Here is a 13,893-nt window from a genome sequence, read left to right as displayed (position 1 = left end):
ACATGCTGCAGACGGTGGAACAGGAAACCGGCGCATCGCCGCAATGGGCAGTCATCTGGCTGCATGGGCTGGGCGCGGATGGCAACGACTTCGCCCCGATCGTGCCCGAGCTGGTACGGCCGGGCTGGCCCGCGCTGCGCTTCGTGTTCCCGCATGCCCCGGTGCGTCCGATCACCATCAACAACGGCGTGCCGATGCGTGGCTGGTATGACATCGTCGGCATGGACTTCCGCTCGCGTGCGGACATGGACGGTGTGCGGCACTCGGTGGGTGAACTGGATGCGCTGATCCAGCGCGAGATCGATCGTGGCATTCCGGCCGAACGCATCTTCCTGGCGGGCTTCTCGCAGGGCGGCGCGGTGATCCTGACCGCCGCACTGCAGCGCAGCGCACCGTTGGCTGGGCTGATCGCCCTGTCGACCTACCTGCCGGAAGCCGAAACCGCTACGCGCATCGACGGCGCCGTGCAGGTGCCGGTGTTCATGGCGCACGGCACCCAGGATCCGGTGATTCCCCTGCAGGTGGCCGAACACACCGCCGCCACGCTGCGCACGCTGGGCGTGGAGGTCCAGTGGCAGTCCTATCCGATGGCCCACCAGGTGTGTGGCGAAGAGATCAGTGCACTCGCTGACTGGCTGCAGACCCGCCTGCAGGCAGGCTGACGCATGAGCACGCCCGCCGCCACGCCCTGGATGCCCGAGCTGTGCCGCCTGCCGCGGCTTGCCGCGATGTGCGGGCTGGCGTTGCTGGTGGTGGTGGTGCTGGCGCTGGCGCCGGACGATGGGCGCCACTGGAGCCTGGGGCGGTTGCTGTCGGCGAGTGGTTTCGCGCTGTGGCTGGCGCTGGCGGTCACCGTGGCGCTGTGCGCGTTGCGCAGGCTGCTTTCCACGCTGCCGCCGCTGCCGGGATCGCTGGCCGCCATCGCGCTGGCGGCGGTGATCGCGGTGATCGGCGCAGGCATCATCCATGCGTTGTATGCCGCCCTCGGCGATGATTTCGCCAATGGCATCGGCTTCTGGCGGTTCACCCTGGGCAGCGCGGCCACCACCGCGCTGATCAGCGCGGTGGCGCTGCGCTATTTCTACGTCAGTGATCGCTGGGCAGCGCAGGTGCAGGCACAGGCGCGCGCCGAGGCCGATGCCCTGCAGGCGCGCATCCGCCCGCATTTCCTGTTCAACAGCATGAACCTCATCGCCAGCCTGGTACGGCGCGATGCCGTGGTGGCCGAACGCGCGGTGCTCGACCTGTCCGACCTGTTCCGCGCGGCCCTGGGGGCGGGCGAGGGCGATTCGACGCTGCACGAAGAATGCGAGCTGGCCGAGCGTTACCTGTCCATTGAATCGCTGCGGCTGGGCGAACGCCTGCAGGTGCGCTGGCAGCGACCGGCCGAGCTGCCCTGGCAGCAGCCGATGCCGCGGCTGGTGCTGCAGCCCCTGGTCGAAAACGCGGTGCTGCACGGCATCTCGCGGCTGCCGGAAGGTGGCCTGATCGAACTGGAGCTGGCCTGCGCGGACGCAGTGCTGCAGATCCTGATCCGCAATCCTGCACCGGACCCCAGCGCGCCGGCCTTGTCGCTGTCGCGCGGTACCGGGCACGCCCTGCACAACATCGCCCACCGGCTGGCCTGGCGCTTCGGTCCGGCCGCGCGGATGACGGCAGGCTGGAGCGGGGGCTACTATGAATGCCGCATCGCCATACCGGTTCGATGAGGGGAGCGCCGTGAGGGTAGTGATCGCAGATGACGAACCGCTGGCGCGTGAGCGCCTGCAGTCGCTGCTGGCCGATCTTCCCGATGTCTCCGTGGTGGCCGAAGCGGCCAATGGTGAGCAGGCGCTGCACGCCTGTGCGGAGCTGCAGCCGGACCTGGTGCTGCTGGATATCGCCATGCCCGGGCTGGATGGGCTGGAGACGGCGCGGCATCTTGCGACCTTCGAACCGCGCCCGGCGGTGGTGTTCTGCACCGCCTACGATGCGCATGCGCTGTCGGCCTTTGAAGCGGCGGCGATCGATTACCTGATGAAGCCGGTGCGGCCGGAACGGCTGGCGGCGGCGATCGAGCGGGCGCGTGTTTTCCTGGCCGGGCGCGGGGACGCGCAGGGCAACGGCGATGGCCGTGCGCGCACCGTTTTATGCGCGCGCCTGCGCGGTGGCCTGCGGTTGATTCCGGTGGAAGACATCCACTACCTGCAGGCCGAAGAAAAGTACGTGGTGGTGCATCATGCGCGCGGCGAAGACCTGATCGAGGAATCGCTGAAGTCGCTGGAAGAAGAGTTTGCCGCCCGCTTCGTGCGCATCCACCGCAATTGCCTGGTGGCGCGGCACGAGCTGATCGAACTGCGCCGGGGCACGGCCGGGCAGGTGCAGGCGGTACTGCGGCATGGCAAGCAGCCGTTGGAGGTGAGTCGCCGCTGCGTGGCGACCCTGCGGCAGGATCTGCGTCACCTGTAAGAACATCAACGTCAACGTCAAAGGCTGCAGGGCTGTGTGTTGGCGGGGCGGGGTGGCTGTGCAGGACACGGGGACACGCCATCGCATTCGCGCTGCCGCTCCCACGCTTTGCTTCGCACACCATGGGCCCCTCCTCACCAGCACCCACACCCCGCCGCTCCGCGGCCCCTGCCTTTTTTTTATACGTGGCGGGCGGCCCCCGGAACCTGTCATGGCGACGGGCGGTGGGGCTGGGCGGGGGCGTTGAGCGCCATGGATGGCGCGAAACGAGGCCCGCATGGACGCAGTTTTTGCCGTCCCCCGATTAGTCCCACCGCCCGGCGCCCAAAACGCAGCCCGCTTTTCGCGGCAGCCCGCCACGAGGGGGTTCCACCCGTTCGCCCCCTATCCCGATGCGCGATAATGACCGCATGGATACCCTGCGCATCGCCACCCGCAAGAGCCCGCTCGCCCTCTGGCAGAGCGAATACGTCGCTGATCGACTTCGCCACGCCCACCCCGGCCTGCATGTCGAACTGATACCGATGAGCACCCGCGGCGACGAAGTGCTGGACCGCTCGCTGGCCGCCATCGGCGGCAAGGGCCTGTTCCTGAAGGAGCTGGAGCTGGCGATGCTGCGCGGCGAAGCGGACTGCGCGGTGCATTCGCTGAAGGACGTGCCGATGGAACTCGACGCGCCGTTCGTGCTGCCGGCGATCCTGCCGCGCCACGATCCCGCCGACGGCTTCGTTTCCAATCTGTACGCGTCGCTGGACGCGCTGCCGCTGGGTGCACGCGTGGGCACCTCGTCGCTGCGCCGCCAGGCCCAGTTGCGCGCGCTGCGCCCGGACCTGGAACTGCTGGACCTGCGTGGCAACGTCAATACCCGCCTGGCCAAGCTGGACAACGGTGGCTACGACGCCATCGTGCTGGCCGTGGCGGGACTGGAGCGGCTGGGACTGGGGCAGCGCATCGTCGCACGCCTGCAGCCGCCGGACTGGCTGCCGGCACCGGCGCAGGGGGCGGTGGCGGTGGAATGCGATGGCGGCAACGCGGAGCTGCTGCGCTTGTTCGCCGCGCTGGACGACGCGCGCACCCGCAGCTGCGTGGAGGCCGAGCGTGCCATGAATCGCACGTTGCATGGCAGCTGCCATGTGCCGGTGGCGGCGATCGCGCTGTGGCAGGGCGAGGACCTCCACCTGCAGGGGCTGGTGGGCGGCGTGGCCGATGGCAGTGCGGTGCGCGCCGAAGCCGTGGGCCCCGGCAGTGATCCCGAGGCGCTGGGCAGGACCGTGGCGCAGTTGCTGCTCGATGGGGGCGCGGGCGCCCTGCTGGCGGTCTGAAGGGCGCCCCGGAGCGTGCCGGCCGGGGCCGGCACTACGGCGGCTTACTTGAACTTGTAGACCACGTTCATGGTGGTCAGCGTGTCGGTCTTCTGCTTGTCGTCGGCCACGTCGCTGTTGTGGCGCGCCTGCCAGGCCGCCTTCAGCGCGAGATGTTCGTTCATGCTCACCGACACGCCGAAGTCGTTCTGCGCGAAGGTGTTGTACGAACCGGATTCGACCAGCAGCGTATTGACCAGGTCGGTGTTGGGGGTCAGCGAATACTTGATGTCGAAGAAGCCACGACCGATCAGGCCGGTACGGGTTTCATCGTCTTCGGTGCTGTGGGTGCGGCGCACACCGGGGCCGATCTGTGCATCCAGCGAGAAGCGGTCATTGCCCCACAGCCGGGTACCGTAACCGAGACCGAACGAGCTCTGGCGATCATACGTGGCGAAATCATCGCGCTCGTAACGGACCGTGGCGGTGATCTGGCGGTGCTCACCCAGCTGCAACGCGCTGCCGGCGCTGCCGGTGTAGCGGTTGGCGGTGGTGTTGCTGACCTTGCTTTCGGTGCCGTCGTCGTTGGTCTGGATGGATTCCGAACGCGAACGCAGGCCGAACAGATCCATGCTGTGCACCCAGTCGTCATCGGTGTAGCGCAGGCGCAGGCGACCGTTGGCGCTCTCGGTGGTGCTGTTGCCGCGTGCCGAAGCAAAGCCCAGTTCACCGCCGCTGCCGCTCCAGGGAGAGGTCATCGCCGCCAGTTCGGCGGGGTCCTGGGCGAATGCCGCAGGAGCGGCCAGCAACAACGGAACCAGCAAGGAAACACGCAGGGACATCAGGAATTCTCCGGGGGGCGGGGATCGAACGCAGTGCGTGATGATAGCGTTAACCCCTCGTCGCCTCGACCGCGAATGGCGCCCTGCTTCAGTCGGCGTTTCTACAAATCCCCATTCAGCACAGAGGGAACGGCGTCTCCGGGTGGCGGAACCTGCAGCGTTGGATCATTCAAGCGCGAATAGCGCAGGGTGATCCGGTAGGGCTGCTGCTTGTTGAAGCCATCGCGCTGGATCTGCCGCGGCAGACCGTCGCCGCCGATCCAGTACTGCAGCGTCTCGCCACTGCCGGCCGGCCCGTCCATCCGATACACGCGGGTGGCCGTGCCGTCGATGTCGGCCGGCCCACGATCGTCCACGCGCAGGTCCTGCAGGCTCGCTTCGGACGGCAGCGGGCTGCGCCATTGTTCCAGCGTGCCGGCCGGCAGTGGCACCTGCTGCATGCGGCCCTCTGCCTGCAGGAAGAAGGTGTCGCCGATGATTGTCTGCACGCCGGCCGGTGTATCCAGCCGATAACGGTCCGGGGCCACGAAGTCCATCCCGCTGCGGACGACCTGGCCGGCCTGTGCACCGTGCAGTGTCATCTCGGCGTGGAAGCTGCGCAGGCCGGCGAAACGTCGGCTGGCCTCCAGCACGGCCGCCGCCGGGTCTGCTGCCGGCGCCGCCGCCGGGTGCTGTGCATCGGCCAATGGCACGCTGGCCGGTGGCGGGGTGGGCTGTTCGCAGCCCGCCAGCAGCGCAGCCAGGGCCAGGGGGAAGCAGGGAAGCAGGCGCATGCGGGGCAGGCCGTGGCGTGGGGATCGACACGATAGCCGATCATGGCCGCCACAATGGCCACGAGTCGGACATAATCGGGGTCATGGACCGATACGAACGCATCACTGCCCTGCATCGTCTGCTCAAGTCTGCCCGCTATCCGGTCACGGTAGCGACGCTGCAGGACAAGCTTGGCTGTTCCCGCGCCACGGTCTACCGGGACCTGGCCTTCCTGCGTGATGCGCTGATGGCGCCGATCGAAGGCGATGGCGAGGCGGGTTTCCGCTACATGGCCGATGAAAGCGATCGCTTCGAGCTGCCCGGGCTGTGGCTGAGTTCGGAAGAACTGCACGCGCTGCTGGCCTCGCAGCACCTGCTCGCACGCACCGGCGGGGGTGTGCTGTCCTCGGTGCTGGCCCCGCTGCAGCAGCGCATCGAAGGCCTGCTGGCGGCCCAGGCCGGCGTTTCCAGCTGGCCGGTGGACCGGGTCCGGGTGATCCCGCACCGGGTGCGCAAGTTCGACGAGGGCAGTTTCCGCAGCGTGGCCTCGGCGGTGCTGGAGCGGCGCCAGCTGGCGTTCGAATATCGCGCGCGGTCCACCGACGAGGCGACCCGCCGCACGGTGTCGCCGCAGCGCCTGACCCACTACCGGGACAACTGGTACCTGGATGCCTGGGACCATGACCGTGACGCCCTGCGCAGCTTTGCCGTGGACCGCATCAACAAGGCCCGCGTGGTCGACGCACCGGCCACCGACGTCGATGACAACGTGCTGGACGCGCAGCTGGGCGCCAGCTATGGCATCTTCTCCGGTGCGCCCAAGGGCTGGGCGACGATCCTGTTCAGTGCCAAGGCCGCCCGTTGGGTGGCCGATGAACACTGGCACGCCAACCAGCAGGGCCGCTACCTGGCTGATGGGCGCTATGAACTGAAGGTGCCCTACAGTGTTTCCCGCGAACTGCTGATGGATGTGCTGCATTACGGTTCCGATGCCGAGATCATCGAACCGGTGATGCTGCGCGAGCAGGCCAAGAGCCTGCTGGCGCTGGCGCTCAGCAACTACGAATGACCCTCTCCCCCGAGACCCTCCCATGATGAAGAAGTCCCTGCTGTTGTCCTTGTTCGCTGCCGTGGCCCTGGCCGCCTGTGGCAGCTCCGGCGAACCCTCGCAGAAGCTGATCGTGGCCGCCACGGCGGTGCCGCACGCGGAGATCCTCGAGGTGGTCAAGCCGATGCTGAAGGAGCAGGGCGTGGACCTGGACGTGCGCGTGTTCAACGACTACGTGCAGCCCAACGACCAGCTGGTGCAGAAGCAGGTCGACGTCAATTACTTCCAGACCGAGCCCTACCTGGATGCGTACAACCGCGACCGCAAGTCCGACCTGGTGACCGTGGCCGGCGTGCACATCGAGCCCTTCGGTGCGTACTCGCGCAAGGTCAAGTCGCTGGACGAACTGCGCGAAGGCGCCGACGTGGTGATCCCCAACGATCCCAGCAACAACAGCCGCGCGCTGATCCTGCTGCACAACGCCGGGGTCATCCAGCTGCAGGATCCGAAGAACGCGCTGGCCACCCAGCGCGACATCATCGCCAACCCGAAGAACCTGAAGTTCCGCGAGCTGGATTCGGCGATGCTGCCGCGCGTGCTGGACCAGGTCGACCTGGCGCTGATCAACACCAACTATGCGCTGGATGCCGGCCTGAACCCGACGCAGGATGCGCTGGCGATCGAAAGCAAGGACTCGCCGTACGTGAACTTCCTGGTGGCGCGTCCGGACAACAAGGACGACCCGCGCGTGCAGAAGCTGGCCCAGGCGTTGACCAGCCCGCAGGTGAAGGAATTCATCGCGCAGAAGTACAAGGGCGCGGTGCTGCCTGCGTTCTGATCCAACGGTTCGCCGGGCACGGCCCGGCGCTGCCGGGATTCACCAGGCGAGGGCCGCGGCGACGGCCCGTTGCCAGCCCGCATACAAGGCCTCGCGCCGGTCGGCGGACATCGTCGGTTCAAAGCGCCGGTCCACGCCCCATTGGGCCGCGATCTGCGCACGGCTTTCCCAGAACCCGACGGCCAGCCCCGCCAGGTAGGCCGCGCCCAGTGCGGTGGTTTCGGCCACCTGCGGGCGCAGCACCGGCACGCCGAGCAGATCGCTCTGGAACTGGCCCATGAAGTCGTTGGCGATCGCCCCGCCGTCGGCGCGCAGTTCCTTCAGCTCGATGCCCGCGTCGGCCTGCATGGCCGCCAGCACGTCACGGGTCTGGTAGGCCATCGACTCCACCGCCGCGCGGATGAAGTGTTCCTTGCTGGTGCCACGGGTGACCCCGAACATCGCCCCGCGCACATCGCTGCGCCAGTACGGCGCGCCCAGGCCGACGAAAGCGGGGACCAGATAGACGCCGCCGGTATCGGGCACGCGCTCGGCATAGGCCTGGCAGTCGCTGGACTTGCCGAACATGCGCAGGCCGTCGCGCAGCCACTGCACCACCGACCCGGCGACGAAGATCGACCCTTCCAGCGCATATTCCACCTGGCCGTCGACATTCCAGGCGATGGTGGTCAGCAGGCCATTGGCTGAAGCGACCGCCTGGCTGCCGGTGTTCATCAGCATGAAACAGCCGGTGCCATAGGTGTTCTTGGCCATGCCGGGTTCGAAGCAGGCCTGCCCGAACAGGGCCGCCTGCTGGTCCCCGGCGATGCCGGCGATGGGAATCTGCCGGTCGAAGAAAAACTGCGGCCGCGTATGCCCGTACACCTCGCTGCTGCCGCGCACGTGCGGCAGCATCGCGCGCGGGATGTCCAGCAGCGCCAGCAGCTCGTCGTCCCAGGCCAGCGTATGGATGTTGAACAGCAGCGTGCGCGCGGCATTGGTCATGTCGGTCACGTGCACCGCGCCGCCGGTGAGGTTCCAGATCAGCCAGCTGTCGATGGTGCCGAACAGCAGCTCGCCGCGTTCGGCACGCGCCTGCGCGCCGTCCACATGGTCCAGGATCCAGCGGATCTTGGTGGCGGAGAAATAAGCATCCACCACCAGCCCGGTCCGGCTGCGGATCAGCGCCTCATGGCCGTCGGCCTGCAGCTGCTCACAGATCGCCTGGCTCTGCCGCGACTGCCAGACGATGGCGTTGTGGATCGGCTGGCCGGTCGCCCTGTCCCAGACCACCGTGGTTTCGCGCTGGTTGGTGATGCCGATGCCGGCGATGCGGCGCGGATCGACCTGCTGCTGGTTGAGCAGTTCGGTCAGGGTGGTATAGACGCTGGTCAGGATCTCGCGCGGATCGTGTTCCACCCAGCCGGGCTGGGGGAACAGCTGGGTGAACTCGCGCTGTGCGCTGCCTGCGATGCGACCATCACGGTCGAACAGGATGGCGCGGGAACTGGTGGTGCCCTGGTCGATGGCAAGGATGAATTCCGGTTCCATGGCGAAGGTGTCCTCGTCGGTTGTTGCGGATCCGCGGTCGGCAAGCGCGCGGTAGGGGCTCATTGTGCGCCGCGCTCGCTCGCGATGGCGGGGGCTGCTGACAGCGCCCGCTGGCGCGCCGGCAGGAACGGCAGGATGAGCCAGCGATACGCCGCCCCGCCGAGCGCGCCGCCGATCAGCGGGCCGACGATGGGGATCCACCAGTAATGGTGTTCTGCCGGCAGCGCGGCGCGGTCCCAGCCCGTGAGCCAGGCGAACACGCGCGGACCGAAATCGCGGGCGGGATTGATCGCCCAGCCTTCCAGGTAGCCCATCGACGCACCGATGCAGGCCACCAGCAGGCCGATCATCAGTGCCCCGCCGTTCGCCCCCGGTGCGGCTTCGTTGTACCGCTCGGTGATGGCGAAGATGCCGAACACCAGGAACCCGGTCAGGATGACCTGGTTGCGCAGCGCATGCAGCGGCGTGACCGCCAGTCCCGGCGCAGTGAAGAACACCCCGGCGCCGCCGCCTTCGGCGCGGGTCATCCCCTGCAGGTCGTTGTAATGATCGATGACCGGGCCATACAGCAGCAGCACGATCGCCGCGCCGACGAAGCCACCGAGCACCTGCGCCGCCCAGTAGGGCAGCACGCGTGACCACGGGAAACCGCGGTACAGCGCAAGTGCGAGGGTCACCGCCGGATTGGCGTGGGTGCCCGATACCGACGCGGTGGCGTATATCGCGACAGTGACCGCCAGTCCCCATGTGATGCACAGCCCCCAGTAGGCATGCTGGTACGGGCTGGGGTCGTACAGCAGGTACATGGCCGCTGCAGAGCAGCCGATGCTGATGATGATCGCCACCGCGACCGCCTCGGAAATCAGTTCGCCTGCAAGCTGCCGTCGTGACATGCCATGTTCCTCATCGTGCGATCAGGGAGCGCCCACAGCGCGGCCGCTGGCGGGTGCGTGGGTGTCCAGCCAGCAGGCCAGCCGATGCTGCTGCGCGGCGTCCAGCACCAGGCCAAGCCGGGTCCGTCGCCACAGCACGTCATCTGCCTGGCGCGCCCATTCGTGCGTGCACAGATAGCGCACTTCGGCTTCGTACAGATCGGCGCCGAAGTGCGTGCCAAGCGCGGCCAACGAATCGGCCTGGCCTAGGATCAACGTGGCCCGCGTGCCATAGGTGCGGGACCAGCGCGCCGCGAGCTTCGGCGGCAGCCATGGCCACTGCGTTGCCAGCCAGGCCGCGCCCTGCGCCGGCGTACCGCGTTCGGCCCCGGGCAGCAGCGCGCCGGTGGCCGTCCAGGCGGGTGCCGCCGTCCCGGCGTGGCCTGTCAGCAGGTCAACCGCCTCTTCGGCCAGGCGCCGATAGGTGGTCAGTTTGCCGCCAAGGATATTCAACAGCGGCGCACCCTCGGCATCCAGGTCCAGCCGGTAGTCACGGGTCACCGCGCTGGCCTCGGCTTCCGGATCGTCAAGCAGTGCACGCACGCCGCTGAATTCCCACACGATGTCGCGCGGGCTGGTCTGCTGGCGGAAGCTGCGATTGGCCGCCGCGCACAGGTAGTCACGCTGTGCATCGTCCACGTGCACCGCGCCGGGATCACCCTCGAAGTCCACGTCGGTGGTGCCGATGAGGGTGTAGTGGTCTTCGAAGGGAAGGGCGAACACGATGCGGCCATCGGGTTGCTGCAGCAGGTAGGCATGGTCATGCGCGTACAGCGCCGGCACCACGATGTGGCTGCCCTGAACCAGCCGCAGGGCCACGCCGCGGGTCAGGCTGATGTTGTCGACAAACCGCGGCGCCCAGGCGCCGGTCGCATTGACCAGCATGCGCGTACGCACGCTGCGCTGGGTGCCATCCGGCTCGCGCAGGTCGACCGACCAGCCATCCGCCTGCCGCCATGCCTGCTCGCAGAGGGTGCGCGTCCATATGTGGGCACCACGTTCGGCGGCATCGATGGCATTGACCACCACCAGCCGGGCATCCGGCGCCTGCGCGTCGGTGTAGGTGAACCCACGGCGCAGGTCCTCGCGCAACGGCGCCCCCAGCGGATGGCCACGCAGGCGCAGCGATCGCGAGCGAGGCAGCTGCGGCGAGCGCCCGCCGAGATGGTCGTACAGCCACAGACCCAGGTGGATCAGCCAGGCGGGTCGAAGGTGCGCTTCGTGCGGCAGCACGAAGGGCAACGGCTGCACCAGGTGCGGCGAGATCCGCATCAACACCGCGCGCTCCTGCAATGATTTGCGGACCATGCCGAACTCCCCGTGTTCGAGGTAGCGAAGCCCACCATGGATGAGCTTGGAACTGGCACTGGAGGTATGCGAGGCCAGGTCGTGCTGTTCGCACAATGCGACCGTCAGGCCGCGGCCCGCTGCATCGCGGGCGATGCCGGTTCCGTTGATCCCGCCTCCTACCACCAGCATGTCGAGCATCGGCCTTGGCCCTCCGGCAGGCTCCTGCCGTGTTCGTCCGAGCCTACCTCAGTGGCACTGGCGGAAACATGGCATGTGCACGCCTGCGCGCATCAGGCGAAACAACAACGGGCCCCGAAGGCCCCGTTGCAGCGAAATACGGTTGCTTGCGACGTGACTGGAAGCGCGCACCGATGCCGAAGCCGACGGTCCACGGCTCCAGCTTGGCACGCGCACCGATCTCCTTGCCGCCGATCGTGAGTTGCGGACGCGAGTGCAGGTAGCGCGCGTCGGCGCGGGCGAACCAGGTCGCATACGACAACGGGCCCCGAAGGGCCCGTTGCGTTCTACGTTGCGTCGTACCGATGCTTAGAAGCGCGCACCGATACCGAAGCCGACGGTCCACGGATCCAGCTTGGCGTCAGCGCCGGTGCCCTTCCCGCCAACCTTCACTTCCGGACGGGCGTGCATGTAGCGCGCATCGGCACGGGCGAACCAGGTCGAATTGATGTTCATGTCCACGCCGACGGTGCCGATGGCGCCCTTGGCGGTCTCAAGACCAATGTGCTCGGTCACGCCCGGCGCGACCAGGTCTTCATTGCTGAAGTTCGACTCGTAGTAACCGACACCGACGAACGGACGGAAGACGTTGTCTGCCTGGCCGAAGTGGTACTGGCCGCTCAGGGCGATCGGCTGCTGTTCCACGGTGCCCAGGCGCTCGTTGCCGACGCCACGCACGCGGTGATTGAACTTGTCGGCTGCGCCCCACAGTTCAACGGCCCAGTTGTCGTTGATGTAGTAGCTCAGGCTCAGGGTTGGCGCCGGGCCGCCATCGAACTTGCGGATGCCCTCGACCGGGTCATTCTTCGGCTGCAGCAGGGCAACGCCGCCGACCACGGCGAAGTGCTTGCCCGAGGCGGTATCGGTGGTGCTGTCGGTTGCCGAATAATCCTGCGCGAAGGCGCTCGGCGCGAAGGCAGCGGCGGTCAGCAGGGAAAGGCTCAGGATACGGATGGAGCGCATGGGGAATCTCCTCGGGTTTCTAGTTTTTTGATCCCCGGTAGCCGGGGCGAGGCCAACGTATGCCTTCAAACATGAATCCCATTCGACTATCGTTAAAAATTAGTTTTTCCGTTCAGCCGGATTTGCGTTGATGCAACGCGGACAAGGCTTCAGCGGGCAAACGGTATTCACGAATCTGCAATCGGTGTGAGCATGCGCGGAGGGGTCCGCGCATGCTCATGCCCGGATGTGCCTAGAAACGTGCGCCGACGCTGAAGCCGGCGACTGGCATGCTGCCCTTCATCGCTTGGTCCGGCGCCGCCGCGGTGTCCAGACGCATGTCGCTGGCGTACAGCAGGCGGGCGTCGAGGCGGGCAAACCAGGTTTCATTGATGTTCATGTCCAGGCCCGCAGTGACGATGTAGCCGGCGCCGCTCCTGCCACGGATGTTGGTCGCTGCCGGAGCCGCCGGCGCAGTGACCTGCACGTCGGAAATATGCGACTTGAAACCGCCCACGCCGAGGAACGGGCGGAACACCGCGTCAGCATTGCCGAAGTGGTACTGCACGCTCAGCGCGACCGGCTGATGCGCATAGGTGCCCACGCGCGGGCCGGACTTGATGCGCATGTTCTGCTGCAGTTTGTCTGCGGTACCCCAGATCTCGGCGGCCCAGTGGTCATTGAACAGGTAGCTGATGCTGGCGGTGGGCGCCGGGCCGGCATCGCCGACGGTAAAGCCGGCGGTCACGCCGATACGCTTCTTCGAAGCGGTGTCGGCGTCGTCGGCAGCGAACGCAGCAGGTGAAGCGAAAGCCAGCAGGCAGGTGGTCAGGAACAGGGAACGCATGGGAAGATCCTTTGGAAAGAGAGGGTGCGCTTGCCGCGCGGAATGCGACGCGGAATGCAGCAAGCGGCATTACAGGCCCGCCTGCACGCGCGGAAAATCGGACCGGTCCCATTAAAGGGTTACGTGGGCATTGCAGGAAGGCAGCGACGATGAGCGACAGCACGCGCGACGATCTGTGCACGGGGCTGCCGGCGCAGGCAGACGGCAGCGCCCGCGTGCTGGTGCTGGGCTCGATGCCGGGTGCGCTGTCGCTGCGTGAGGCCCGCTACTACGCCCACCCACGCAATCGTTTCTGGCCGCTGATGGGGCTGCTGTGCGGCGTTGATGCGGGGGCGCCCTACCCACAGCGGCTGCGAGCGTTGCGCGCTTCGGGCATTGCCCTGTGGGATGTGATCGGGCAGTGCCGCCGGCAGGGCAGCCTGGATGCGGCGATCGTGCGCGGCAGTGAGGTACCCAATCCGATTGCGGACCTGATCGACCGCCTGCCGCACCTGCGCCTGGTGGCCTGCAACGGGGCGGCGGCGCATCGCGCGTTCCAACGCTTCATCGTGCCCACCCTGCGGCAACCGCTATCGGCGCCGGTGCTGGCGCTTCCCTCGACCAGTCCGGCCAACGCGGCCGCATCGTTGCCGGCGCTGCACCAGGCCTGGCAGCCGCTGGCCGAGGCACTGCGGGGTCCCGGCCAGGGCCGTTGAAGGTGCGTGCGTGGATGACCGTGGCGGGACAATACGCCACCGACTGGAAGCGGCGTGCGGCGCTTCGTTGCTGCGCAAGTGCCCTGCCACAACAGCGTGTCCCGGGACAGTGCGGACTGAAAACGCCATCAACGGTTGGCGAGGGGGCCATGCTGGCCGCACAATAGAGGATTCCCTACACCAGATTGCC

Annotated in this window: 14 protein-coding genes and 1 pseudogene; 7 read left to right on the top strand and 8 right to left on the bottom strand. The window is 67.5% G+C overall.

The genetic code is table 11. The features are described from left to right. Positions 1 to 2 precede the first annotated feature (2 nt). The 4 genes from RTX79_RS07735 to hemC all read left to right on the top strand — a co-directional run bounded on the left by RTX79_RS07735 (position 3) and on the right by hemC (position 3,770). Complete coding sequence (locus RTX79_RS07735; protein ID WP_312683049.1) at positions 3 to 662, top strand: alpha/beta hydrolase; 660 nt, start codon at positions 3 to 5, stop codon at positions 660 to 662. Positions 663 to 665: 3 nt separating this feature from the next. After that, the gene (locus tag RTX79_RS07730; RefSeq protein ID WP_312683048.1) at positions 666 to 1,709 is read left to right on the top strand and encodes a sensor histidine kinase; all 1,044 of its coding nucleotides are present in this window, start codon (positions 666 to 668) and stop codon (positions 1,707 to 1,709) included. Further along, the gene (locus tag RTX79_RS07725) at positions 1,678 to 2,448 is read left to right on the top strand and encodes a LytR/AlgR family response regulator transcription factor (RefSeq protein WP_185000308.1); all 771 of its coding nucleotides are present in this window, start codon (positions 1,678 to 1,680) and stop codon (positions 2,446 to 2,448) included. Before RTX79_RS07730 ends, RTX79_RS07725 begins: the two co-directional genes overlap by 32 nt. Positions 2,449 to 2,858: 410 nt before the next feature. Beyond that, a complete protein-coding gene (hemC, locus tag RTX79_RS07720) occupies positions 2,859 to 3,770 on the top strand; it encodes a hydroxymethylbilane synthase (protein WP_309689517.1) in 912 nt (303 codons plus the stop codon). A 44-nt stretch (positions 3,771 to 3,814) separates the two neighbouring features. On the opposite strand, the gene RTX79_RS07715 is transcribed toward hemC, so the two are convergent. Together RTX79_RS07715 and RTX79_RS07710 are read right to left on the bottom strand one after the other, a co-directional pair. Then, complete coding sequence (locus tag RTX79_RS07715; protein WP_057508103.1) at positions 3,815 to 4,591, bottom strand: DUF481 domain-containing protein; 777 nt, start codon at positions 4,589 to 4,591, stop codon at positions 3,815 to 3,817. A 101-nt stretch (positions 4,592 to 4,692) separates the two neighbouring features. Continuing rightward, positions 4,693 to 5,364, bottom strand: a complete 672-nt coding sequence (locus tag RTX79_RS07710) for a hypothetical protein (RefSeq protein ID WP_312683047.1) — start codon at positions 5,362 to 5,364, stop codon at positions 4,693 to 4,695. Positions 5,365 to 5,447: 83 nt separating this feature from the next. Here RTX79_RS07710 and RTX79_RS07705 point away from each other — a divergent pair, with 83 nt between their 5' ends. Beyond that, positions 5,448 to 6,413, top strand: coding sequence for a helix-turn-helix transcriptional regulator (locus RTX79_RS07705; protein ID WP_057508101.1), 966 nt, complete (start codon positions 5,448 to 5,450; stop codon positions 6,411 to 6,413). A 25-nt stretch (positions 6,414 to 6,438) separates the two neighbouring features. Next, positions 6,439 to 7,230 (top strand): MetQ/NlpA family ABC transporter substrate-binding protein, encoded by a 792-nt coding sequence (locus RTX79_RS07700; RefSeq protein WP_057508107.1) that lies wholly within the window; start codon positions 6,439 to 6,441, stop codon positions 7,228 to 7,230. 39 nt (positions 7,231 to 7,269) lie between these two features. On the opposite strand, the gene glpK is transcribed toward RTX79_RS07700, so the two are convergent. The 6 genes and pseudogenes from glpK to RTX79_RS07670 all read right to left on the bottom strand — a co-directional run bounded on the left by glpK (position 7,270) and on the right by RTX79_RS07670 (position 13,008). Beyond that, positions 7,270 to 8,760 carry a glycerol kinase GlpK gene (gene glpK, locus RTX79_RS07695; protein WP_312683173.1) on the bottom strand — a complete coding sequence of 497 codons (1,491 nt, stop codon included), beginning with the start codon at positions 8,758 to 8,760 and terminating at the stop codon, positions 7,270 to 7,272. A 59-nt stretch (positions 8,761 to 8,819) separates the two neighbouring features. Beyond that, on the bottom strand, positions 8,820 to 9,653 hold the full coding sequence (locus tag RTX79_RS07690; RefSeq protein ID WP_312683046.1) for an MIP/aquaporin family protein: 834 nt from the start codon (positions 9,651 to 9,653) through the stop codon (positions 8,820 to 8,822). Between the two features lie 21 nt (positions 9,654 to 9,674). Continuing rightward, positions 9,675 to 11,180, bottom strand: coding sequence for a glycerol-3-phosphate dehydrogenase (gene glpD / locus RTX79_RS07685; protein ID WP_312683045.1), 1,506 nt, complete (start codon positions 11,178 to 11,180; stop codon positions 9,675 to 9,677). A 160-nt stretch (positions 11,181 to 11,340) separates the two neighbouring features. Then, a pseudogene (locus RTX79_RS07680) lies at positions 11,341 to 11,472 on the bottom strand (OmpW/AlkL family protein); the annotation flags it as partial. A gap of 56 nt (positions 11,473 to 11,528) precedes the next feature. Next, complete coding sequence (locus tag RTX79_RS07675) at positions 11,529 to 12,182, bottom strand: OmpW/AlkL family protein (protein ID WP_309683289.1); 654 nt, start codon at positions 12,180 to 12,182, stop codon at positions 11,529 to 11,531. A gap of 232 nt (positions 12,183 to 12,414) precedes the next feature. After that, entirely contained in the window at positions 12,415 to 13,008 is a 594-nt protein-coding gene (locus RTX79_RS07670) for an OmpW/AlkL family protein (protein WP_312683044.1), read from the bottom strand. Between the two features lie 149 nt (positions 13,009 to 13,157). Between RTX79_RS07670 and RTX79_RS07665 the strand changes: the two genes are divergently transcribed. Further along, a complete protein-coding gene (locus tag RTX79_RS07665) occupies positions 13,158 to 13,703 on the top strand; it encodes a DNA-deoxyinosine glycosylase (protein ID WP_312683043.1) in 546 nt (181 codons plus the stop codon). Positions 13,704 to 13,893: the final 190 nt, after the last annotated feature.

This window comes from Stenotrophomonas chelatiphaga (genome assembly GCF_032054965.1).
GTDB lineage: Bacteria > Pseudomonadota > Gammaproteobacteria > Xanthomonadales > Xanthomonadaceae > Stenotrophomonas > Stenotrophomonas chelatiphaga.
Note: the sequence above shows the minus strand (reverse complement) of the source record. Positions and strands in the feature narration are given on the sequence as shown.

Coding starts and splice junctions, on each gene's coding strand:
- RTX79_RS07735 (WP_312683049.1), top strand. CDS start 3: ATGCTGCAGACGGTGGAACAGGAAACCGGCGCATCGCCGCAATGGGCA.
- RTX79_RS07730 (WP_312683048.1), top strand. CDS start 666: ATGAGCACGCCCGCCGCCACGCCCTGGATGCCCGAGCTGTGCCGCCTG.
- RTX79_RS07725 (WP_185000308.1), top strand. CDS start 1,678: ATGAATGCCGCATCGCCATACCGGTTCGATGAGGGGAGCGCCGTGAGG.
- hemC (WP_309689517.1), top strand. CDS start 2,859: ATGGATACCCTGCGCATCGCCACCCGCAAGAGCCCGCTCGCCCTCTGG.
- RTX79_RS07715 (WP_057508103.1), bottom strand. CDS start 4,591: ATGTCCCTGCGTGTTTCCTTGCTGGTTCCGTTGTTGCTGGCCGCTCCT.
- RTX79_RS07710 (WP_312683047.1), bottom strand. CDS start 5,364: ATGCGCCTGCTTCCCTGCTTCCCCCTGGCCCTGGCTGCGCTGCTGGCG.
- RTX79_RS07705 (WP_057508101.1), top strand. CDS start 5,448: ATGGACCGATACGAACGCATCACTGCCCTGCATCGTCTGCTCAAGTCT.
- RTX79_RS07700 (WP_057508107.1), top strand. CDS start 6,439: ATGAAGAAGTCCCTGCTGTTGTCCTTGTTCGCTGCCGTGGCCCTGGCC.
- glpK (WP_312683173.1), bottom strand. CDS start 8,760: ATGGAACCGGAATTCATCCTTGCCATCGACCAGGGCACCACCAGTTCC.
- RTX79_RS07690 (WP_312683046.1), bottom strand. CDS start 9,653: ATGTCACGACGGCAGCTTGCAGGCGAACTGATTTCCGAGGCGGTCGCG.
- glpD (WP_312683045.1), bottom strand. CDS start 11,180: ATGCTCGACATGCTGGTGGTAGGAGGCGGGATCAACGGAACCGGCATC.
- RTX79_RS07675 (WP_309683289.1), bottom strand. CDS start 12,182: ATGCGCTCCATCCGTATCCTGAGCCTTTCCCTGCTGACCGCCGCTGCC.
- RTX79_RS07670 (WP_312683044.1), bottom strand. CDS start 13,008: ATGCGTTCCCTGTTCCTGACCACCTGCCTGCTGGCTTTCGCTTCACCT.
- RTX79_RS07665 (WP_312683043.1), top strand. CDS start 13,158: ATGAGCGACAGCACGCGCGACGATCTGTGCACGGGGCTGCCGGCGCAG.